Here is a 21197-nt window from a genome sequence, read left to right as displayed (position 1 = left end):
AGAGTCGCCTCGTGGTCTTCGGAATGGTGTGCGCCCTCGGCGCGGCGGTGTGTTTCGGCGCGGCGACGGTGCTTCAGGCCGTCGCCGCACGCGCCGCGGCCGACAGCGGCGGGGGCGGGGAGGCGGCGCTGCTGCTGCGGGCGGTGCGGCAGTGGCGGTATCTGGCGGGCCTGGGCCTGGACGGCCTCGGGTTCCTGTTCCAGATCGCGGCCCTGCGCTCGCTGCCGATCTACGTGGTCGGCGCGGCCCTCGCCGCCAGTCTCGCGGTGACGGCGGTGACCGCGTCCCGGCTGCTGCGGGTGCGGCTGAGCACGGTGGAGTGGTCGGCGGTGGGCGTCGTCTGCGCCGGTCTGGCCCTGTTGGGGCTGGCCTCGGGCGCGGAGGGCCATGAGCGGGGCTCGACGGCGCTGAGGTGGGCGATGCTCGGGGCGGCGCTGGCGGTGCTGCTGCTCGGAGCGGTCGCCGGCCGCCTGCCCGAGCGTGTCCGTGCCCTGCTCCTCGGCCTGGGCGCGGGCTTCGGCTTCGGCGTGGTCGAGGTGGCGGTACGACTGATCGACTCGCTCGCCCCGTCGGTGCTGTTCCCCAACCCGGCAACCTACGCCCTGCTGCTCGGCGGCGGAGCCGCCTTCCTGCTGCTGACCTCGGCCCTCCAGCGCGGTTCGGTGACCACGGCCACCGCGGGCATGGTCATCGGCGAGACGATCGGCCCCGCGGCGGTCGGGGTGGTGTGGCTGGGCGACCGCACCCGCGAGGGTCTGGCCTGGCTCGCGGTGCTCGGCTTCGCGGTGGCGGTGGCGGGCGCCCTGGCGCTGGCGCGGTTCGGGGAGGCGCCGGAGGCGGAAGGGCAGGAAGGGCCGGTCCAGGAGGCGTCGGCCGCACAGGGGTGACCCCCGGCCCGGCGGGCCGTCAGGGCAGCACCCGGCACAGGGCGTCCAGGGCCGCGGCCCACGCGTGGTCCGCTGGGGTGCCGTAGCCGACGACGAGGGCGTCCAGCGGCGCCACTTCCGCCTGCTCGTGGCGGAAGCGGGACAGGCCCTGGAGGGCGAGGCCCTGCCAGGCGGCCGCCTGGACCACCGCGGATTCCGTGCCCGGCGGCAGGCGCAGCACGGCGTGCAGGCCCGCGGCGATGCCGGTGGCGCGGACGTCGGGCGCGCGGACGGCGAGGGCTTCGACCAGGGCGTCGCGGCGGCGACGGTAGCGCAGCCGGGCGGAACGCACATGACGGTCGTAGGCGCCGGAGGTGAGGAACTCCGCGAGCGTCAGCTGGTCCAGCACCCCGCAGGTGTCGGAGTTCCCCTTGGCGGCCGTGGCCTCGGCCATCAGGGACGGGGGCAGGGCCATCCAGGCCAGGCGCAGGCCGGGGGCCAGGGACTTGCTCGCCGTGCCCAGGTAGACCACGCGGTCCGGGTCCAGTCCCTGGAGCGCGCCGACGGGCTGGCGGTCGTAGCGGAACTCGCCGTCGTAGTCGTCCTCCAGGATCAGGCCGCCGGTGCGCCGGGCCCACTCGGTCACGGCCGCGCGCCGGTCGGGGTGCAGGGGCACGCCCATCGGGAACTGGTGGGCGGGGGTGAGCAGGACCGCCCCGGAGCCGGTCGGCTCGCCGGTGACCGTGCCGAGTTCGTCGAAGGGCAGCGGGCTGGTGCGCAGGCCCGCCCGGGCCAGGAGGTCCCAGTGCACGTCGAGGCCGTACGACTCGACGGCGACCGTGGTGACGCCGCGGGCCCGCAGCACCGTGCCGAGGATCCGCAGTCCGTGCGCGAAGCCCGCGCACACCAGGATGTGGTCGGGGTCGGTGCGGACGCCGCGGACCCGGGCGAGATGGCCGGCCAGGGCGGTGCGCAGTTCGGGCCGGCCGCGCGGGTCGCCGTAGCCGAGGGCTTGGTGGGGGGCGGTGGCCAGGGCGCGGCGGGCGGCCTTGAGCCACTGCGTGCGGGGGAAGGAGGCGAGGTCCGGGGTGCCGGGGACGAGGTCATGGACGGGGCGGGGACGTTCCCGAGGGTGGCGGGCCGCGCCGGTCCGCCGGACGTCCGCGCCCGGCGGCGGCCCGAACGGCGAGGCGGGTGCTCCCGTGGCCACGCGCGTGCCCGAGCCCTGGCGGGCGGTCAGCCAGCCCTCGGCGACCAGGTCGGCGTAGGCGTCGGCGACCGTGTTGCGGGCGACGCCCAGGTCGGCGGCGAAGGTGCGGGAGGAGGGCAGCCGGGTTCCGGGGGCCAGGCGGCCGGTGCGGACCGCCTCGCGCAGGGCGTCGGTGAGGCCCCGGCGCAGGCCCGGACCGGCCGGTTCCAGATGCAGGTCCAGGCCCAGAGTGGCCCATGATTCCGCCATGAAAATGGACCATACTCCTGGGCTGCTTCGCTCATAGGGTCAGGTGTATGGCTACGACGACGAACACCGGCGGACACACGGACACCCCCGAAGGGGCCCCCGCGTACGCGCCCGAGCACGAGCCCCGTATGCAGTGGGCCAAGCACGCCCCCGAGGTCTACAAGGCGATGGTCCGGCTGGACGCGGCCGCGGGCCGGGGCCTCGACCCGCGGCTGCGCGAGCTGGTCAAGATCCGCGCCTCGCAGCTCAACCACTGCGCGTTCTGCCTGGACATGCACACCAAGGACGCGCTCGCGGCCGGCGAGAGCGTGGAGCGGATCGTGCAGCTCGGCGCCTGGGAGGAGTCGCGCCACTTCTACACGGAGAAGGAGCTCGCGGCGATCGAGCTGACCGAGGCCGTCACCGTCCTCACCGACGGCTTCGTGCCGGACGAGGTGTACGAGAGGGCCGCCGCGCACTTCGACGAGGCCGAGCTGACCTGTCTGATCGCCGCGATCACGGTGATCAACGCCTGGAACCGGTTCGGTGTGACGACCCGCGCGGTCCCGGGCCACTACACGCCGGGGCAGTACAAGTAACGTCCCGCAAGGAAGCGAACCTCAGCGCGTCGCGAAGGTGCTCAGGACCGTGTCGGCGTCCTGCTGCGCCGCGGGCCAGTCCGTGGCCGGGCAGGCCGCCAGTACGGCGTACTTCTTGCCGTCGTCGGCGGTGAACGCGTACTCCACCGCCTGCCGGCGCTCCCCCAGCTTGTCGCTGTCGTACGCGTACACCAGCCGGGCCGCGTCGTCGCCGACCGCGCTGGAGGCACCGGCCGGAGCACCGACCTGGTCCACGCTGATCTCCTCGTAGGCGGGCTGCCCGGCAAGGTTCTCGGACGACGCCAGAACTGCCTCGTACGGCGTCATCCCGGCTTCCGTGATGACGAAGACCTGCAGCAGCCGGTGGTCGTCGTCCGTGGCGTAGAAGATGCCGTTCGGGCGTTCGCTGCGCTGCCAGCCGTCGGGTACGGCGATCGTGAACCCGGCAGGGTCGTCGACGACGTGGTACCCGTCGGGCGGGACGGTGGGCGCGGAGGTGGCGGTCGCCGTGTCGTCGGGTGAGGACTCGTCCGGGGCGGCGCTTCCGGTCGCCGGGGACCGGTCGGCACCCGGCACGCCGGCGGTGGGTGGCGGGCTCGCCTCCGTACGGGCGGCGTCGGATCCGTCCCCGCCGGTCAGCTTCAGGACGCCGAACGCGACGACGATCCCGACCACGGCGGCCCCCGCCGCCACCTTCCACCACAGCGCGCGCTCGGGGTTCCGGCGCTGGGGGACGGACGGCCCGAGGACCGTCGGCGGCTGCCATCCGGCGTCGGGCCCGGGCACCGCGGGCGGGCCGGCGAACTCCGCGGGTGGCGGTGGCACTGCCGAAGGCGCCGGCGGCGCATGGTCCGGCCGGGCCGGTGGCGGGGGCGTGGCCGCCCGGGCCGGACGCGCGGTGGCGTCCTCCCAGCGCTGGGTCTCCTCGTTCCAGAACCGTCCGCCCCCGTGGCTCACGCCGCTCCCCTCACCTTCCCAGCAGTCCGGTCACACCAGCGGTCCGGTCACATTCCCAGCAGTCCGGCAACGGCCCCGGCCGACGTGAACACGGACAGCACCGCCTGCGCGTCGTTCAGCAGTTCGCGCAGCCGCTGCCGTCTGCCCTCGCCGGTGGTACCGGTCCGGTTGATCTCGTCCTCGGTGTCCGCCAGTTCTCCGTCCAGTGCCCGGGTCCGGTCGTCGGCCCGGATCCGGGCAAGGTCGGCGCGCAGTTCACGCACGGCCGCGAGCAGTTCCTCGGCAGCCGGATCGCATCCGGCCGCGTGGTGGTGGCTCTCCGCGTGCGCGTGACTGCCGATGGCGAAGGTGCTCTGCGAGACGTCGCCGATGGTGACGGCCGGCTCATCCGTGGACATCGCTGCCGGATCCCTTCTGCGGCGTGGGGCCGCCGGTGGTGGCCGAGGCGGAGGCGTGCTCGCCGACGGCGAAGGTGCTGCCCTCCACCCGGCCGATGTGCACGCCGCCGTTGCTGATGTTGTTGACCTGCTGCACGAACTCGCCGGTCTGGTAGCCGGACTCGGCAAGCGCCGCCCGCACTCCGTGCGCGACGCGGTCCTGGATGCTCTTCAGATAGCGGGAGACGTCCATGTCCTGGAACTGCGAACCGGCCGGCGCCGAGCCCAGTTCCCGCACCGACAGGGCGGGGCCGTCGGGCAGCGCGTGCGCGTAGCCGCCGGTGAGCAGCCGCCACGCGTAGGCCACCCCCTTGCCGAGAGTGGCCAGCGAGGAGGCCGCCGAGCGCGGCACCTGGGGGACGGCGACGGCCGCCTTGCCGAGCCGGCTGTTGTGGTGGAAGCGGTGCGCCGTGCGGTCGGCCTCCTTGAAGTCCTCCCGCACCGGAAGCAGGACGTGCGGGGCGATCTCCAGGACCAGCATGCGGCCCTGGGTGTGGACCCGGACGAAGACCGTGACGACCAGTTCCTCGTCCCAGCCGCCGACCCGGATGCGCAGGAAGTGCCGCCGCTTCTCGCCGCCCTCCTCCACCGCGCGCGTGAGGTGCTCCTCGACGGCCTGCGGGTGATACGGCGCCTCCGCGCGCTCCAGCAGGCCCTCGGCCGGCAGGAACACGCACTCGTCGATCTCCAGGGCGCGCAGCCGGTCGCGCGCCGAGGTCCCCGCGTGCTCGGCGGGCAGCCGCAGCTGTTCGAGCCGCGGCCGGATCTTCTCCAGGACGGCGCGGTTGCTGAGCGGCTGCTGTTTCCGCAGGGCGTCCGGCTTGAGCTCGACCGCGAGGGCCCAGGTCTCGTACGCCTCACCGGCCCCGCAGAACGGACGAGCCTCGTGGTACATGATCAGCTGCCCGTGCTGTTCCACCCGGATCCGGTCGCTCAGCCGGCGAAACCGCTGCCCCTGGTCCCGCTCGGCGGGGTCGCCGCTCGCGTCCGGGAAGCGGTGCCGGGACAGCTCCTGCACCAGGGCCTTGGCGAACCAGCCCCGCCGTGCGGCCTCGCACAGCGCGATGAGCACGAGCAGCACGAGCGTGGCCCAGCCCTGCCAGGGCTTGACGCCGACGCTCGCCGCGGTCAGCAGGTCCGACAGCAGGCCGGAGGAGCCGGCGTCGTACAGACCGCCGGAGGAGTCGTACGGCGACAGGCCGTCGTCGGCGCCGCCGAAGGCCGCGCCGACCATGCCCAGCAGCGCGAAGACGAACAGGATCCGGCCCGCCCAGCGCAGAAAGAACGCGAGCACCCGCCGGTACAGCGGCGGCTGCTTCTCCCGGCCCCGGGCCCAGGCCGCGATCGCCAGGTACACACCGGCCCAGGCGAATTCGGCGAGCAGACCGCCGGTCAGGATCGCTCCGGCCACCCACACACCGAGGATCGCCCCGGCCCACTGCAGTTCCAGACGACGGGCGCGCAACGCGTGCGCGAGGACGCGTGCCGTGTCCAGCCCCAGTGAAGGCGCCACGAACCGCTGCTCGTTGAGGTGGAGTTCCTCGATGACCCGGTCCCGGTAGCCGGAATCCAGGTAGGTGCCCGCGCAGAGCAGCCGGGTGGCCTCACTGGCGTGCGGAGGCACCGACGGGAGCGAAGGCGGCACGCCGGCGTGGCTCGGCGACTGTGGCTGCGGCTGCGGCTGCGGCTGCGGCTGCGGCTGCGGTGGTACGTGGGCGGTGCTCACGCGACTCCCCCGATGCGTGATGCGTCATCTGACGGCCAGTGAGGTGACGGTGAATCAGCATAGGGGGTGGGGGCGCACCGTGAAAGCGGTATGTGCTCGCGACGGCGGCGAGAACGGCCACGGGCCCCGCGGCCGGAAGAACCGGCAGCGGGGCCCGTGCGGGGCGTGACGGAGCGGGCGGACCGCTCTCAGATCAGGCCGAGGGAGCGGACCGCGTCGCGCTCCTCCGAGAGCTCCTGGACGGAGGCGTCGATGCGGGCGCGGGAGAAGTCGTTGATCTCCAGGCCCTGGACGATCTCGTACGCGCCGTCCTTGCAGGTGACCGGGAAGGAGGAGATCAGGCCCTCGGGGACGCCGTAGGAGCCGTCCGACGGGATGCCCATGGAGACCCAGTCGCCCTCGGCGGTGCCGTTGACCCAGGTGTGCACGTGGTCGATGGCGGCGTTGGCGGCGGAGGCGGCCGACGAGGCGCCGCGTGCCTCGATGATGGCCGCGCCGCGCTTGGCGACGGTCGGGATGAAGTCCTCGGCCAGCCACTTCTCGTCGTTCACGACCTCGGCGGCGTTCTTGCCGGCGACCGTGGCGTGGAAGATGTCCGGGTACTGGGTCGCGGAGTGGTTGCCCCAGATGGTCAGGCGCTTGATGTCGGCGACCGTCGAGCCCGTCTTCTTGGCGAGCTGGGTCAGCGCCCGGTTGTGGTCGAGGCGGGTCATCGCGGTGAAGCGCTCGGCGGGCACGTCCGGCGCGGCGGCCTGGGCGATCAGCGCGTTGGTGTTCGCGGGGTTGCCGACGACCAGGACCTTCACGTCGTCCGCGGCGTGGTCGTTGATGGCCTTGCCCTGCGGCTTGAAGATGCCGCCGTTGGCCTCGAGGAGGTCACCGCGCTCCATGCCCTTGGTGCGCGGGCGGGCGCCGACGAGGAGGGCGACGTTGGTGCCGTCGAAGGCGACGTTCGGGTCGTCGCTGATGTCGATGCCCTGAAGGAGCGGGAACGCGCAGTCGTCGAGCTCCATGGCCGTGCCCTCGGCGGCCTTCAGCGCCGGCGTGATCTCCAGGAGGCGCAGCTTGACCGGCACGTCCGCGCCGAGCAGCTGGCCGGAGGCGATGCGGAAGAGCAGGGCGTAACCGATCTGGCCGGCCGCGCCGGTGACGGTGACGTTCACGGGAGTGCGGGTCATGGCGTTCTCCGTATGACAGCTGGCGGTGGGGCGTCCCTGCCCCGGGGTGCGGGATCCTGCCGCCGGCGCCGGCCGGCGGCGCCGCGACGACCGATCACCAACGGATGATCGATCTCTTGGCGTCAAGAGAGATCCAGCCGTCAGGCTATCGCCTCTCCGGGATCTCGATGGGCCGGGGCCCTGTGGCCCGGCCCACAGAACGGCCCGGTGACGTGGGAGAGGCGGCCGCCCGTCCGGGAGAGGAGGAGGGCGGCCGCCATATGGGGGTTGCCGGAAACCGGACTCCCGTGGGGGGTACTGTCCGCGTGCCCGGTTCCGCGGCTCCCACACCTGTCCCGCGCCACTTGTCGTCCGGACGGCCCCGTACCGGTGACCGCGCCCCCGTCTGTCCGAGGCGCGGCCCCCTGCTCACGGACCGGTGCACCCCGTCTGTCCGGAGGCCAGCGTCGTGCACGCCTTCGCCTGCGCCGCGTCCCGCACCGCGATCATCGGCGTGTACGCGATCGTCTCGCCGGGCGCCGTGAGGGTGCCGCGCTCCGTGCGCGTGCCGACCGTGACCCGGACCTCGTCGCCCGCGACGGCCTGGGTGATACGGGCCCAGGCGGCACCGCAGGTCTTGCTGTAGCGGACCTCGACCAGGGTCGTGCCGACGGTGACGCTCTCGGCCGTGCTCACCAGGTTGCCGCTGCACCCCATGGTCTCGGCGTCCTTGCCGGTGCAGCCGCCCGCGACGCACTCGACGCCGGGCGGCAGGCTGACGTCGGCGGAGGGGGACGGCGGCTTGGCCTCGGTCGCGGCCTTCTTGCCGTCCCCGTCGCCGGTGAGGTAGAAGACGGCACCGATCACGGCCAGCGCGCTGGCCGCACCCGCGAGGAACATCATCACCTGCCGCTTGCGCCCCCCGCCCCCGGAGGTGGCGGGCGCGGGAGACCGCGGAGGCTCACCGTGCGCGCCCGCGGAGCCCGGGGTGTACGGGGTGTGCGGACGGCCGGGGTCGTCCTGGGCGTACGGCCCGGGAGAAGCCGCGGGGTGCGGGCTCGGGAACCCGGGAGCCGACTCGGAGCCGCCGTCCGTGGGCGCCTTGGCGCCGGGGGCGCGTCCGCGCGCCCGCGACGGTCCCCGGTATCCGGCCAGCCCCCAGGAGTTGGCGCCCGTCGACGTCCCGGAACCGGTGGTTCCGGTGGCCCCGGTGGCGGAGTCGGCGCCGGCGTCGGCGTCGGAGAGGGAGTCGGAGTCCGACTCCGAGTCCGGCCCGGCACCGGGCGCGACGGCCGGGAGGGGAGTCGTCGCCGAGGCGCCCGCCGAGGCCCACGGCGCCTTCCGCGCCGTGCCCTCACGGGCGTCGGCGTCGGACGCCGTCGGCTGCACGGGCACCGCGGGGGACGCGCCCGCCGGGCCCGCGCTCTTCGGGGCCGCCGTGGCGGTGCCGTTCCTGCGGGCCGTCCTGGCTCCGCCCGCCTCGGCGCCGGACGCCACCGCGCCGAACTCCCCGAGCGCGGCGCGCGCCTGGGACACCCGGATGGCCTCCATGGTCCGGTCGTGGCGCATCTCCGCACGGCTCCAGGCCCGTTCGGCCAGCTCCCACATAGTGGTGAGGTGGACCGGATTGGTGCCGGTGACCTCGGCGAGTGCCACGACCGCGCCCTTGGGCGCCAGGAGCCGTCCGTTGAGGTAGCGCTCCCAGGACGTCTTGCTGTAGCCCGTGCGATCGGCGAGCGCGGCGATGCTCAGGCCGCCGCGGTCCACGAGCCGCCGCAACTGGCTCGCGAACTCCTTTATCTGCGGATCGAGTTCATCGGGCAAGGCCTTCCAACGAGGCATCGCTTCCCCTTCCCCCCGGTACGTGCTGGTTGTTCCCCGCGCATGACGTCCTGTGTCGAGACCCGGTTCTCGGTTCTCGCTACCCACAGGAGTGCGCCCCGCCAGGATCTCAGGTCCCGTTTCGGGGGCGCACGGGAGCACTCGGGCCGAAGCGCGCGCCGGTGCCCGCTCCCCACGCTAGCCCGGCCGGGGGTGGGAGGCCTCACCCGTGCGGCGGGCTCTGTCGACGCATCGGCACATCCCGGATCCCGGCGTGACCTCGTACACCGCAGGGGTCCCCCGGCTCACCCTGCTCCCCGGCTCACCCGGAGGCCGCGGCAGCGTCGCCGGGGCGGCCGGGTCCGGGATCCTGTGGCAGAGCGCGGACACCGTAGCGGAACGGTCACTTCCGTGCCACAGCGCGCGGACAGGCGTTGAACAGCCCCTTCACGGTGCAGGAGGGTTGGTCCCGGCGGCGGTCCGTCCTGACTCGGGGGAGAGGACGGGCCGCCGCCGCGGGCGGGCGCCTAACCGTTGCGGACCGTGAAGTGCAGCGCGTCGTCCAGGAACGGGATCTCCAGCCACGGCCTCGGCTGGACCATCAGCGCCAGCAGGACGATGGCGCAGCCCAGCAGGCCGAAGGTGACGATGTCCGTGAAGCGGGAGCGGACCGCGAGCATGCCCACCCGGGGCAGGAACCAGCGCAGCCCGGCCCCACCGAGCAGCGCGAGGCCGATCAGCAGCAGACCGACCCGGAAGGCGTCGAAGGCGGTCACCAGCAGCCCGAGCCCCACCGTGCCCAGCACGGCCAGCAGCGGCCACTGCCGGGCGGGCGCCGGAGCGCCGCCGGGAGCGGCCCGGCCGCCCCCCTCGGGTCGCGCGGTGTCCCTCGTGAACATCGGGAAGCGGCGTGTGCCACGGCGCGGCCTGCCCCCGGCGTCCTGCACGGCGACCGGGTCCCTTACCTCTGTCTCCGGTGTCTCCAGAGGCTCCGGCGCCTCCGGTGTCTCCGGCTCTGCGGGAGAGGACTCCCGCCCGGTGCCCTCCGCCTCAGCCGACACTGCGCTCCGCCGCCTCGACCACGTTCACCAGCAGCAGGGCGCGGGTCATCGGGCCGACCCCGCCCGGGTTCGGGGACAGCCAGCCGGCCACCTGGGCCACGTCCGGGTGGACGTCGCCGACGATCTTGCCCTCGGCGTTGCGGGAGACCCCGACGTCGAGGACGGCCGCGCCGGGCTTGACGTCCTCGGCGCGGATCAGGTGCGGGGAGCCGGCCGCGGCGACGACGATGTCCGCGCGGCGCAGGTGCGCGGACAGGTCGCGGGTGCCCGTGTGGCACTGGGTCACTGTGGCGTTCTCGCTGCGCCGGGTCAGCAGCAGCGGCATGGGCCGGCCGATGGTCACACCGCGGCCGACGACCACGACCTCGGCGCCCTTGATCTCCACGCCGTGGCGGCGCAGCAGCGTCAGCACGCCGTTGGGGGTGCAGGGCAGCGGCGCGGGCTCGTTGAGGACGAGCCGGCCGAGGTTCATCGGGTGCAGGCCGTCCGCGTCCTTGTCCGGGTCCATCAGCTCCAGGACACGGTTCTCGTCGATGCCCTTGGGCAGCGGCAGCTGGACGATGTAGCCGGTGCAGGCCGGGTCCTCGTTCAGTTCCCGGACGACCGCCTCGATCTCGTCCTGGGTCGCCGTGGCCGGCAGTTCCCGCTGGATGGAGGCGATGCCGACCTGGGCACAGTCGCGGTGCTTGCCGGCGACGTACTTGTGGCTGCCGGGGTCGTCCCCGACCAGGATGGTGCCGAGGCCGGGCGTGACGCCCTTCTTCTTCAGCGCCGCCACACGGGCGGTCAGCTCTGATTTGATCTCGGCTGCGGTGGCCTTGCCATCGAGAATCTGGGCGGTCATGCCCTCATCCTCGCGGATGACCGGCTCACGGTTCCAATCCGGGAGGTCCCGTCCGCTCCCCGCGGCGCCCGCCGCCCGCGACCGTCTTGATCGGTGATGTTGCACTTGCACAACACATCCGGAATGCCGCTGGACAAGTAAGCCGCCGGTAAAGAACCATGATGACCACAGTGCCGCGGGCAGCTCTTCGGGGGGACGGACCGCACTTCTGTGAACTCTCCTCCGTACGGTGCCGCGCGTCCCCGCACCTGAACGACGGAGGAAGCAACCGCCATGAGTTACGGCGACTCGAACAACCCCTACGGCGCGCCGCAGCAGCCGCCCCAGCAGCAGCCCCAGCAGCCCGGCTTCGGCTACCCGCAGGGCCAGGCCCCCGGCTACGGCTACCCGCAGGCCCCGCCCGTACAGCAGCCGTACGGCGCGTCGGTGCCGCAGACGATGCCGGGCACGGTGAAGGCGGCCCGCGTGATGCTGTTCGTGCTCGGCGGCCTCCAGGCGCTGGGCGGCGTGCTGATGATGGTGGCGAGCAAGTGGTTCGCCGACAAGATCGAGGAAACGGTCTCGTCCGACAGCAGCATCTCCGCCGCGGACGCGGACAAGGCGGCGAGCGTCGGCGCGGGCGTCATGATCGTCCTCGGCATCCTCGTGCTGGCCTTCGCGTTCTGGGCGATCTTCACTGCCGTGAAGGTCCCCACCGGGCGCGGCGGCGTGCGCGTCTCCGCGATCGTGTACAGCTCGTTCGTGCTCCTGTTCAGCCTGATCAGCCTGCTGACCGGCAACGTCTTCGCGCTGCTCAGCATCGCCATGGGCGTGCTGATCATCGTGTTCTGCGCCAACAAGGCCGGCGGCGCCTGGTTCAACCGCCCCAGCTACTGAACACTTCGCGCCATTTGCTCCCAGGGCCGTGTGGGAACCACACAAAGTGGGACACGGCCCTGGTGCGTCGCCCTAGTCTGGGTTCCGTAGCCGTCAGGCACGGGGAGACGCACCTTGTACAGCATCATCGTGGTACCTCCGCCGACCACGGGGGACGAGCGACGCAGCACGCAGTTCCGGCTCGCGCCCTGCGAGCGCCTCGCCTTCGGGCGTTCCGTCCCGGACAACGACCTGGTGATCGCGCACGACGGGGTGTCCCGCCGCGCCGGTGAGATCACCGCGCACGGGGCGTTCTGGATATTGAGCAACCTCTCCGCCCGCCACACGTACGTCGTGGAGAACCCGGAGGGCGCGGGCGAGCACATCAAGGTCGCACCGGGGCGGCTGGACGCGCCGGTCCCCTTCGAGTTCTCCCGGATCGTGCTGCCCGCGGCCGGGGACCTGCTGCCCATCGAGGTGTGGGCGCCCCGGCACGACTATCTGAGCGGCGCGGACGGAACCGACGGCGAACCCACCGCGCCCGCCTTCTCCGTGGACCGCAGCAAGCGCTACTTCGCGGTGCTCGCCGCCCTGTGCGAGCCCCGGCTGCGCGGTGATCCGCACGCCGCGGCGCCGACCGTCGACCAGGTGGTCGAGCGGTTGCGGCCCGCCTGGCCGGCCGCGTCGCGCACCTCGGTGCAGTGGAACATCGACTACCTGGCGGTGAAGCTGCGGCTGAAGCCCGGCCCGGAGACCGCCGAGACCGGCCCGCGCCTCAACGGCAAGAAGGAGTCGCTGGTCTCCCTGGCCCTGCGCTTCGACCTGGTGCGCGAGGACGACCTGACCGTCCTCGCGGGCCGGCCGAGCCGGGTGTCACGGTGCCCGAGCCGTACGCCGTGCCGGTGCCCCGCGGTTACCGGGTCGGCGTCTGGGAGGTGCGCAGGCCCATCGCCACGGGCGCCTTCGGCAGCGTGTACGAGGGCCGCCGCACCGGCGGCGACGCCACACTGCCGCGCACGGCCGCGCTGAAGTTCCTGCCCACCGGCACCGGCACCCCGCGCCAGCTGACCCATCTGCGCGAACTGGTCGAGCGCGAGGTCGCGTTGCACCGCAGGCTGCGCCGCCCGCGGCTGATCCGGATGTACGAGACCCTCACCGTCGACGACCCCGCCCGCCCCGGCCTGGACGGCGCCACCGTGCTCGTCCTGGAGAAGGCCCGGGGCTCGCTGGCCGCCCTGCTCGACGCCGGGCCCCCACCTGCCACGGGGCCCGTACTGCTCGCGCAGATCTGCGAGGGGCTCGCCCAGCTGCACCGGGCGGGCTGGGTGCACGGAGACCTGAAACCGGCCAACGTGCTGCTGATGCCGGACGGTTCGGTGCGCCTGGCCGACTTCAACATGGCCGCGGAGCTGGAGGGCACCCACGCCTACACCCCGGCCTTCTGCAGCCCCGACTACACCCCGCCCGAGCTGCTGTGGTCCGAGATCGGCGAACGCGGGCGCCGGATCCGCCCGTCCGCCGACGTGTGGGCCTTCGGGGTCCTCGCCCATCTGGTCCTCACCGGCGCCTTCCCGCTGCCCGGCGCCACCCCGACACTCCGCCGGGACGCGGCCGCCGCCTACGCCGGCGGCTCGCGGGAACTGCTCCTGTCCCCCGAACTCCCGGACACCTGGCGGGAGATCATCGGCGGCTGCCTGGCCCGTACGCACGAGGACCGCATCGGCACCGAGGCCCTGCTGCGCCGGACCGCCGCCGCGGCCGGGACGGCCCGCCCGCCCCGGATCCCGAGAGCACTCCGGATCCCGAGGACCCCCGGATCCCGAGAACCCCCCGGGTTCCGACCACCCTCCGGGTTCCGAGCACCCGCCGCCGGCGCCGCACGGCCATCCTGGGCGCGGCGCTCGCCGCGGCCGCCGCGGCCGCGCTCGCCTACGGCGTCGGCACCCGCGCGCACCGCCCGCCGGACACCAAGGGGACCGCGCCGGCGGCGACGGCCGCCGCGTCCGGTTACGGCGCCGCCGAACTCCGTACCGACCGGGGTGTCCCCGCCGCGTACCGGCGGCTGATCGTCGACTCCGCGCACGGGTGCGCCGAGCCGGACGTCACGCCCGCGCTGATCGCCGCCATGCTGAAGGCGGAGAGCGGCTTCGACCCGGACCTGTCCGACCCGGCCAAGGACGAGTACGGCATCGCCCGGTGGACACCCGAGGTGCTGCGCTGGTGGACACGGTCCGACGGGCAGCCGGCGCCCTCGGTGCCCCGGCCCCCCTTCTCCCCCGCCGTGTCCGTCCCGGCCATGGGCCGCTACCTGTGCTTCATCGGGCCGCGGCTGGAGGCCGGGCTGCCCGACGACCGGCGGGTGCTGATCGCCGCCGCCTACCGGACGTCGTACCGGAAGGTGAACGCGGCGCGCGGAGTTCCCCCGAAGTACCGCGCCTACGGCGACCGTGTCGCGCACTACCTCAAGGAGTACACGCCGCCGGGCCGGAAGTGACCCTGAGACGTCCGAGGTACCGCGGCCGCCGTGCCCACGGCACGGTGGAGCCGTCCACCCCACGGGGTGGCAGGACCTCAACCCAGGCAAGAACAAGGGGGAACCCAGTCATGACCATCATCCGCAAGGCGCTCGCCGTGGGCGCCGCGACCGTCACCGCCGGCGCCGCCCTCGCCCTCGGCATGGCCGGCACCGTCCAGGCCGCGTCGCCGTGCTGGAAGAGCGGCTCCATCTGGTACTGCGACAACGCCACCGGCGCCAAGGTCTACAAAAGCACCAACACGGGGAGCGTCGTGGGCCGCATGTACTCCAACCCGTCCTGGTTCGTCTGCAAGTTCGACGGGGGGGGCAGAACCACGGCGGCCCGCACGCCACCCGCTGGGTCTCCACGCAGGCGGACAACGGGGCCTGGGGCTGGATGAGCGACAACGACATCGCCTCGGAGACCAACCCGCTGCCCTCGTGCTGAGGTCCGCGTGAGCGCGGCCTGCGGCCCTCTCGTGGAGAGGGCCGCAGGCCGCGGCTGTCAGGGGCGTACGCCGATCAGTGGAAGAAGTGGCGGGTCCCGGTGAAGTACATCGTCACGCCCGCCTTGTTCGCGGCCTCGACGACCTGCTCGTCGCGGATCGAGCCGCCCGGCTGGACGATCGCGCGGACACCGGCGGCGATGAGGATCTCGGGGCCGTCGGGGAACGGGAAGAACGCGTCCGAGGCCGCGTACGAGCCGCGGGCCCGCTCGGCGCTGGCCCGCTCGACCGCCAGCTTGCAGGAGTCGACGCGGTTGACCTGGCCCATGCCGACGCCGACCGAGGCGCCGTCCTTGGCGAGCAGGATCGCGTTGGACTTCACCGCCCGGCAGGCCCTCCACGCGAAGGCGAGCTCGGCCAGCTCGTCGGCCGGCAACGCCTCGCCGCTGGCGAGGGTCCAGTGGGCGGGGTCGTCGCCGTCGGCCTGGAGCCGGTCGGTGGCCTGGAGCAGCACGCCGCCGTCGATGTGCTTGGCCTCCACCCGGCCGCACGGACCGTTCGGGGCCTTCAGCACCCGGATGTTCTTCTTCTTGGCGAGGGCCTCCAGCGCGCCGTCCTCGTAGTCCGGCGCGACGATGACCTCGGTGAAGATCTCCGCGACCTGCTCGGCCATCTCCTTGCTGACCGGGCGGTTGACCGCGATCACCCCGCCGAACGCGGACAGCGGGTCGCAGGCGTGCGCCTTGCGGTGCGCCTCGGCGACGTCCGCGCCGACCGCGATGCCGCACGGGTTGGCGTGCTTGATGATCGCCACGCACGGCTCGTCGTGGTCGTACGCGGCACGGCGGGCGGCATCCGTGTCCGTGTAGTTGTTGTACGACATCTCCTTGCCGTGCAGCTGCTCGGCCTCGGCGAGCCCGCCGACCGGGCCGCCGGTGTAGAGAGCGGCGGGCTGGTGCGGGTTCTCGCCGTAGCGGAGGGTGTTCTTGCGCGCGTAGGTGGCGCCGAGGAAGTCGGGGAAGGAGGACTCGTCGACGGGTGCGTAGGAGGAGGCGAACCAGGAGGCGACGGCCACGTCGTAGGCGGCCGTGTGCTGGAAGGCCTCGGCGGCCAGGCGCTTGCGGGTGGCGAGGTCGAAGCCGCCGTCCCGCGTCGCGGCGAGGACGTCGGCGTAGCGCTCCGGGCTGGTGACCACGGCCACGGACGGGTGGTTCTTGGCGGCGGCGCGGACCATCGAGGGGCCGCCGATGTCGATCTGCTCGACGCACTCGTCGGGCGAGGCGCCGGAGGCGACGGTCTCGCGGAACGGGTAGAGGTTGACCACGACGAGGTCGAAGGGCTCGACACCCAGCTCGCCCAGCTGCCGCCGGTGGTCCTCCAGACGCAGGTCGGCGAGGATGCCGGCATGCACCTTGGGGTGCAGGGTCTTGACCCGGCCGTCCAGGCACTCGGGGAAGCCGGTGAGGTCCTCGACCTTGGTGACGGGCACGCCGGCCGCGGCGATCCGGCCGGCGGTGGAACCGGTGGAGACGAGTTCGACGCCCGCCTCGTGCAGCCCGCGCGCGAGCTCCTCCAGGCCGGTCTTGTCGTAGACGCTGACGAGCGCGCGCCGGATGGGCCGCTTGTTCTCGGCGGTCACTGGATAACTACCTTTCGTCCCTCGATGCGATAGCCGTTGCGGGCGAGCCGCCCCACGACCTCGACGAGCAGCCTTCGCTCGACTTCCTTGATGCGCTCGTGCAGCGCGCTCTCGTCGTCCTCGTCCCGGACCTCGACCACGCCCTGGGCGATGATCGGGCCGGTGTCGACTCCGTCGTCGACGAAGTGGACGGTGCAGCCGGTGACCCTGGCGCCGTACGCGAGCGCGTCCCGCACACCGTGGGCCCCGGGAAAACTGGGCAGCAGGGCGGGGTGCGTGTTGACGAACCGCCCGCCGAACCGCGCGAGGAACTCCTTCCCCACGATCTTCATGAACCCGGCGGAGACGACGAGGTCGGGCTCGTGGGCGGCGACGGCCTCGGCCAGCGCCGCGTCCCACTCCTCGCGCGTGCCGTAGTCCTTGACCTTCCGCACGAAGGTCGGCAACCCGGCGCGCTCGGCGCGCGCCAGCCCCTCGATGCCGTCGCGGTCGGCGCCCACGGCGACGACCTCGGCGCCGTAGGCCTCGACCCCCACGTCGGCGATCGCGTCGAGGAGCGCCTGGAGGTTGGTGCCGGATCCGGAGACCAGCACGACGAGGCGCTTGGCCACGGGCTTGGCGGCCACGGTGGGGCCCTTTCTCGGGGAAGCTGTTTGTACGGTCGTACGAATGCTTCGCGCCCCCGGATACGGGGAAGCCTACGAAGCGGCTGACCGTCAGCAACGATACCGGCACTTCGGACGGCCCCCATGGGACGGGGGCGTGGCCGGAAGGTAGCGTCTGGGGGGAGCTGGTACGGGAACGCACCGCACGCACCGTGCGTTCATGGGGTGAGGGATCCCGGACCGTGGGCACGCAGCGCCTTCGGGGGGACACTCCGAACCGGACGATCCGTGCCGGACGGTCGTGCCAGATCAGCCGTGACTCACCAAGGGGAAGACGCTCACTTGATGCCGGACCGCAGCCTGCGACTCCTCACGCTCCCTCCGCAGCCGGTGCAGGGAGGGCGGCGCGGTGCCGTGTTGCTGAGGGAGCGCCCGTCCTCGCCCCCGGACGCGTCCTCGGACGGCCGGGACGGCGCCGGACGCGGCAGCGCCACCCCGGACGACAACCCCTTCGCGCCGCCCCCGGAGGGCGCCCCCGAGCGCCCGTGGCAGCCCCGCCCCCAGTCCGGTCGTGACGCCTCCTCCGAGGGCGGGTCCGACGGGTCCGGCGAGGGCGGCCAGGCCCCCTGGGGCAGCCAGTGGAGCGACCGCCAGCCCGGCCGCTCCCCCAGCGGCTTCGGTGAGCGCCCGCAGCGGCCCGGCGGCCCGCAGAACCCGAGCGGCGGCCCCGGTCCGCGCTGGGACCCCACCGACCCCGCCCAGCGCCGCGCGCGGTACGCCCTGCTGTGCGGCATGTGGGCCTTCTTCTTCGCCCTGTTCAGCTGGCCGTACGTGGCCCTGCTGCTGGGCGCGCTCGCCCTGCACTGGGGCATCAGCTCACTGCGCGCCAAGTCGCGCGGGCACAACCCCGACGGCCCGGCGCCCGAGGGCCGCCCCCAGATGACGGCGGCGGTCAGCGGCCTGGTCACCGCGTCGCTGGCGCTCGCCCTGGTCGCCGTGAACTTCACGGCGCAACTGGTCTACCGCGACTACTACTCGTGCGTGAACGACGCCCTCACCAACGAGGCCAAGCAGTCCTGCGACCAGCATCTGCCGGCGGAGCTGCGGGGAGTGCTCGGGGTCAGCGACTGACGGGGGCGTCCGGCGCGGGGGGTTCCTCGGCGCCGGGGTCCTGTGCGGAAGACCGCGGCGTGCGGGTTCCGTGCGGGGATCGCGGCGCGGAAGGCTCCCGCCAGGTGGGCGGGGCCGCGGGACTCGTGTGACCGGGAGCCGGAGCGGGGTCCGCGGGCGGATCCACGGGCCGCGCGGGCACGGCCTGCCCCACGGCTCCCTCCGGATTCGTGCTCTTCTCCGCCTCCATGGCCTTCCCCGGCACCTCCGTCCCCGGTGCCTCCGTCCCCGCCGCCGCTTCCCTCAGCGCGGGCCGGTGGGCCCGCAGGGCTTCGTCGTTGTCGAGCCAGGCGGAGGGGCCCGGTACCGGCGGGTCGAGGAGCAGGACGTCGTACGGCTCCAGAAGGTCGTCGTAGTGGACGGGCACCGGCGTGGGCCGCGGGGGCCGGGGCTTGGGAGCCTTCGCCCGCAGGAGCAGGCCCCATCGGCGCACTCGCCCGCGCAGGGCTTCGGCGGGCGAGGGACGCGGCACCGTGACGGTCGCACCCGGCCGGGATTCACCGGTCTTCGGCCGAGCCGCGCCGCTCACCGGCACCCGGCCCGAACGGCAGCGCCACGCCCGCAGCGCCACCGCCGTCGGCACGGCCGCCGTCGCGGTCCACACCAGCGCCGCCGCACCCACCTGCCATCCCACCGGCCCGAAGCGGGCGAGTGCGGCGTCCCCGAGCGGACCGCCGGCCAGTGCCGCGAGCACCGCGAGAGCCGCCGCGCACAGCAGGCAGGCCAGCCCGGCACCGGCCACCGTCCGCCGCCACGACCAGGCCCGCGGACGCGCGCCCGCCTCCCCGCCGTCCCGGTCCGTGCCGCCTCGCTCCTCCCGCACCGCCGCCCTGGCCACGAACCAGCCCATCGTCAGCCCGGCCGTCATCGGCACGGACGCCGCCGCCCAGTTCAGCGCGGTGCCGGGGCCCGGGTCCGGAACCGCGGCGAGCAGCGGGAAGGGCGGCAGCAGCGGGGCCGACGCGGAGGACAGCGGGCCGACGACATGACCGGCGCCGAGCACGAAGCCGGGTCCGAGGGAGTACGCCGCCGCCCACAGCACCGCGTTCGGCAGCAGCGCCAGGCACAGCAGCAGTACGGCGAACCGTCCCGACCAGCCCTCGGTCAGCTCCAGGAAGGCCTCCTGGGCCGTCCCGGCGTGCGCCGCCAGCGACACCACGAGCACCACCGCCCCGCCGCCGGCGAACACCGTGACCCCGGCCCCCGCCGCCCGCGCCGCGGCACCCAGGCGCGTCCGCGGGCCCGGTCCGAGAAGCAACCGCCGTGCACCGCCCGGCAGTCGGCGCAGTGCCCGCTCCAGGGGTGCGCGCGGGCAGCCGTACGCCTTCCACACGCCGCTGCCCGCCGCCGCCGCGGCGACCAGCGGTACGCACACCGCCGCCCACGCCCACGACGGCCGCAGCACACCGCCGGCCGCGTAGGCGGCGGCACCGGATCCGACGGCCAGGTAGCCGAGCACGACGCCCGCCCAGGCGGTGCGCGCAGGGACGAGCGGCCCGCCGTCGCCCCCGTTGGCCGCGTCCCGCGCCGACCGGTGCACCAGCAGCGCGGGCAGGGCGAGCAGCAGCAGCGGGGTCACTCCGACGGGCGCGGGGACCCCCGTGAGGGTTTCGGTGCGGACCAGTTCGCAGCCGTGCGCCAGCAGCCACAGCGCGGCGGCGACGTGCAGCGCGCCGCCGGGTCCGCTGTCCGGATACGGCGAGCTGATCCACAGGGCGATGACGAGCAGGGTGAACGAGCCGAGACCGAGCCCCGCCGCGACCGCACCGCCCAGGAAGCCGGACCCGAGGCCGGGTGAGCGGTCCCGCAGGAGGGTGCGCAGGCGCGACAGCGGTGGACGGCGGCGGGTCGTCTGGATCACGGCCTCCATGCTCCCAACGACACCGGCATTCCGGGCGCAACAGGCGAACCTCCGCTGTGTCGCTCAATATACGATCATGTGCCTATTCACACCGAGGGACGCCTCATGACGAACAGTCATGCGAACCCGCTGCCATCGCCCACGGGGGACCGACGCTCCGGCACGGCCGCCTCCCTGACTGCGGATCAACCGGTCGACGCTGCGGACACGCCCCTGACACCCGCTCAGGCCTTTGACGCCTTGTACCGGTTCTGCGCACCCGCCCTCGTACGGCAGGCCTATCTGCTCACCGGCCGGCACGAGGGGGCCCGCGAGTCCGTGGAACAGGCCTTCCAACTGGCCTGGCAGCGCTGGCCGGAGGTGGCCCGCGACCGGGACCCGGCGGGCTGGGTGCGAGCCATGGCGTACGACTGCGCGCTGTCCCCCTGGCATCGCTTCCGCCGGCGGGACCGCGCCCCCGACGCTCCGTCCGACCCCGCGGACCGCGCGCTGCAACGCGCCCTGATGCTGCTCCCGCCGTCGTACCGCCGCGCCCTGGTGCTCTACGACGGTGTCGGCCTCGGCCTGCCGGAGACGGCGGCGGAGACGGAGGCGAGCACCCCGGCCACCGCGAACCGGTTGATGCACGCGCGGCAGGCGCTCGCCGCGTGCCTGCCGGAGCTGTCCGACCCGGCGGAGCTGCGCCGGCGGCTGATCCGCCTGGCCTCGGCGGAACGTCTCGGGGCGGGAGAACCGGAGGGCGTGCGCACGGCCGGGGAACGCCTGACCCGGTTCTGGACCCGGTCCGCCGTCGCGTTGACGGCCACCGTCATCGGCGCGACGACCCTCACCCTGCGCACCGCGCCCACGCACCACCTGGCCCCGGTGTCCCCCGGACACGTGGTCCAGGAGGCACCGGCGCAGGACCAGCTCGGCCCGCTCCCACCGGAGGCACTCAGGCTGCACGCCGCCGACCGGAAAACGCCGGTGGGCCCGCCCCCGAAAGGGGCGGGCCCACCGGACCGGCTCAGCGTGCGGAACTCGGCCGACGAAGGCGGCCGTGCTCAGCTGCCGTCCGAAGGTGCCGTGCTCAGCTGCCGAGGATGGCGCGAGCCAGCTTGGCCGTCTCGGTCGGGGTCTTGCCGACCTTGACGCCCGCGGCCTCGAGGGCCTCCTTCTTGGCCTGGGCCGTGCCGGAGGAACCGGAGACGATGGCACCCG

The 21197-nt window shown here is 74.0% G+C and carries 19 protein-coding genes and 2 pseudogenes; 9 read left to right on the top strand and 12 right to left on the bottom strand.

From position 1 onward, the window contains the following. The first annotated feature begins 23 nt into the window (after positions 1 to 23). Entirely contained in the window at positions 24 to 887 is an 864-nt protein-coding gene (locus ACIHCX_RS11335; protein WP_400029209.1) for a hypothetical protein, read from the top strand. 19 nt (positions 888 to 906) lie between these two features. Here the strand turns inward: ACIHCX_RS11335 and ACIHCX_RS11330 are convergent, their stop codons facing one another. Continuing rightward, positions 907 to 2325: a PLP-dependent aminotransferase family protein gene (locus tag ACIHCX_RS11330; RefSeq protein ID WP_400028702.1), complete on the bottom strand. Its 1419-nt coding sequence runs from the start codon at positions 2323 to 2325 to the stop codon at positions 907 to 909. Positions 2326 to 2372: 47 nt separating this feature from the next. On the opposite strand from ACIHCX_RS11330, the gene ACIHCX_RS11325 reads away from it, so the two are divergent. After that, a complete protein-coding gene (locus ACIHCX_RS11325) occupies positions 2373 to 2903 on the top strand; it encodes a carboxymuconolactone decarboxylase family protein (protein ID WP_400028701.1) in 531 nt (176 codons plus the stop codon). Positions 2904 to 2924: 21 nt separating this feature from the next. Here ACIHCX_RS11325 and ACIHCX_RS11320 read toward each other — a convergent pair whose 3' ends face one another. The 7 genes from ACIHCX_RS11320 to ACIHCX_RS11290 form a co-directional block, all read right to left on the bottom strand. Next, on the bottom strand, positions 2925 to 3860 hold the full coding sequence (locus ACIHCX_RS11320) for a hypothetical protein (protein WP_400028700.1): 936 nt from the start codon (positions 3858 to 3860) through the stop codon (positions 2925 to 2927). Positions 3861 to 3907: 47 nt separating this feature from the next. Beyond that, positions 3908 to 4258 carry a hypothetical protein gene (locus ACIHCX_RS11315; protein WP_400028699.1) on the bottom strand — a complete coding sequence of 117 codons (351 nt, stop codon included), beginning with the start codon at positions 4256 to 4258 and terminating at the stop codon, positions 3908 to 3910. Then, a complete protein-coding gene (locus ACIHCX_RS11310; RefSeq protein ID WP_400028698.1) occupies positions 4245 to 6023 on the bottom strand; it encodes a hypothetical protein in 1779 nt (592 codons plus the stop codon). The genes ACIHCX_RS11315 and ACIHCX_RS11310 overlap by 14 nt, the downstream gene beginning before the upstream one ends. A 188-nt stretch (positions 6024 to 6211) precedes the next feature. Next, on the bottom strand, positions 6212 to 7201 hold the full coding sequence (locus tag ACIHCX_RS11305; RefSeq protein ID WP_400028697.1) for a malate dehydrogenase: 990 nt from the start codon (positions 7199 to 7201) through the stop codon (positions 6212 to 6214). 408 nt (positions 7202 to 7609) lie between these two features. After that, positions 7610 to 9022 carry a helix-turn-helix domain-containing protein gene (locus ACIHCX_RS11300; RefSeq protein WP_400028696.1) on the bottom strand — a complete coding sequence of 471 codons (1413 nt, stop codon included), beginning with the start codon at positions 9020 to 9022 and terminating at the stop codon, positions 7610 to 7612. 506 nt (positions 9023 to 9528) lie between these two features. Beyond that, a complete protein-coding gene (locus ACIHCX_RS11295; RefSeq protein ID WP_400029208.1) occupies positions 9529 to 9987 on the bottom strand; it encodes a DUF3017 domain-containing protein in 459 nt (152 codons plus the stop codon). A 64-nt stretch (positions 9988 to 10051) separates the two neighbouring features. Beyond that, positions 10052 to 10906 (bottom strand): bifunctional methylenetetrahydrofolate dehydrogenase/methenyltetrahydrofolate cyclohydrolase, encoded by an 855-nt coding sequence (locus ACIHCX_RS11290; protein WP_400028695.1) that lies wholly within the window; start codon positions 10904 to 10906, stop codon positions 10052 to 10054. Positions 10907 to 11179: 273 nt separating this feature from the next. Between ACIHCX_RS11290 and ACIHCX_RS11285 the strand changes: the two genes are divergently transcribed. The 5 genes and pseudogenes from ACIHCX_RS11285 (at position 11180) to ACIHCX_RS11265 (ending at position 14677) form a co-directional block, all read left to right on the top strand. Next, positions 11180 to 11782, top strand: a complete 603-nt coding sequence (locus tag ACIHCX_RS11285) for a hypothetical protein (RefSeq protein ID WP_400028694.1) — start codon at positions 11180 to 11182, stop codon at positions 11780 to 11782. A gap of 114 nt (positions 11783 to 11896) precedes the next feature. Next, a pseudogene (locus ACIHCX_RS11280) lies at positions 11897 to 12640 on the top strand (FHA domain-containing protein); the annotation flags it as partial. Beyond that, positions 12640 to 13827: a protein kinase gene (locus tag ACIHCX_RS11275; RefSeq protein WP_400028693.1), complete on the top strand. Its 1188-nt coding sequence runs from the start codon at positions 12640 to 12642 to the stop codon at positions 13825 to 13827. The pseudogene ACIHCX_RS11280 and the gene ACIHCX_RS11275, both read left to right, overlap by 1 nt. A gap of 59 nt (positions 13828 to 13886) precedes the next feature. Beyond that, positions 13887 to 14255: a hypothetical protein gene (locus ACIHCX_RS11270; protein WP_400028692.1), complete on the top strand. Its 369-nt coding sequence runs from the start codon at positions 13887 to 13889 to the stop codon at positions 14253 to 14255. A 110-nt stretch (positions 14256 to 14365) separates the two neighbouring features. Then, on the top strand, positions 14366 to 14677 hold the full coding sequence (locus tag ACIHCX_RS11265) for a hypothetical protein (protein ID WP_400028691.1): 312 nt from the start codon (positions 14366 to 14368) through the stop codon (positions 14675 to 14677). Positions 14678 to 14798: 121 nt separating this feature from the next. Here the strand turns inward: ACIHCX_RS11265 and purH are convergent, their stop codons facing one another. Continuing rightward, the gene (gene purH, locus ACIHCX_RS11260; protein ID WP_400028690.1) at positions 14799 to 16361 is read right to left on the bottom strand and encodes a bifunctional phosphoribosylaminoimidazolecarboxamide formyltransferase/IMP cyclohydrolase; all 1563 of its coding nucleotides are present in this window, start codon (positions 16359 to 16361) and stop codon (positions 14799 to 14801) included. Beyond that, entirely contained in the window at positions 16358 to 16987 is a 630-nt protein-coding gene (gene purN, locus ACIHCX_RS11255) for a phosphoribosylglycinamide formyltransferase (protein WP_400028689.1), read from the bottom strand. Before purN ends, purH begins: the two co-directional genes overlap by 4 nt. A gap of 324 nt (positions 16988 to 17311) precedes the next feature. On the opposite strand from purN, the gene ACIHCX_RS11250 reads away from it, so the two are divergent. Continuing rightward, positions 17312 to 18097, top strand: a complete 786-nt coding sequence (locus ACIHCX_RS11250) for a hypothetical protein (protein ID WP_400028688.1) — start codon at positions 17312 to 17314, stop codon at positions 18095 to 18097. Here ACIHCX_RS11250 and ACIHCX_RS11245 read toward each other — a convergent pair. Beyond that, positions 18087 to 20006: a DUF6350 family protein gene (locus tag ACIHCX_RS11245; protein WP_400028687.1), complete on the bottom strand. Its 1920-nt coding sequence runs from the start codon at positions 20004 to 20006 to the stop codon at positions 18087 to 18089. The genes ACIHCX_RS11250 and ACIHCX_RS11245 overlap by 11 nt on opposite strands. Before the next feature lie 96 nt (positions 20007 to 20102). Here ACIHCX_RS11245 and ACIHCX_RS11240 point away from each other — a divergent pair, with 96 nt between their 5' ends. Beyond that, positions 20103 to 21128: an RNA polymerase sigma factor gene (locus tag ACIHCX_RS11240; protein ID WP_400028686.1), complete on the top strand. Its 1026-nt coding sequence runs from the start codon at positions 20103 to 20105 to the stop codon at positions 21126 to 21128. Here the strand turns inward: ACIHCX_RS11240 and ACIHCX_RS11235 are convergent. Continuing rightward, positions 21067 to 21197: pseudogene (locus ACIHCX_RS11235) on the bottom strand (succinate--CoA ligase subunit alpha); the annotation flags it as partial. The gene ACIHCX_RS11240 and the pseudogene ACIHCX_RS11235 sit on opposite strands and share 62 nt — an antisense overlap.

The organism is Streptomyces sp. NPDC052043 (genome assembly GCF_044548235.1).
Taxonomy (GTDB): Bacteria; Actinomycetota; Actinomycetes; order Streptomycetales; family Streptomycetaceae; genus Streptomyces.
Note: the sequence above shows the minus strand (reverse complement) of the source record. Positions and strands in the feature narration are given on the sequence as shown.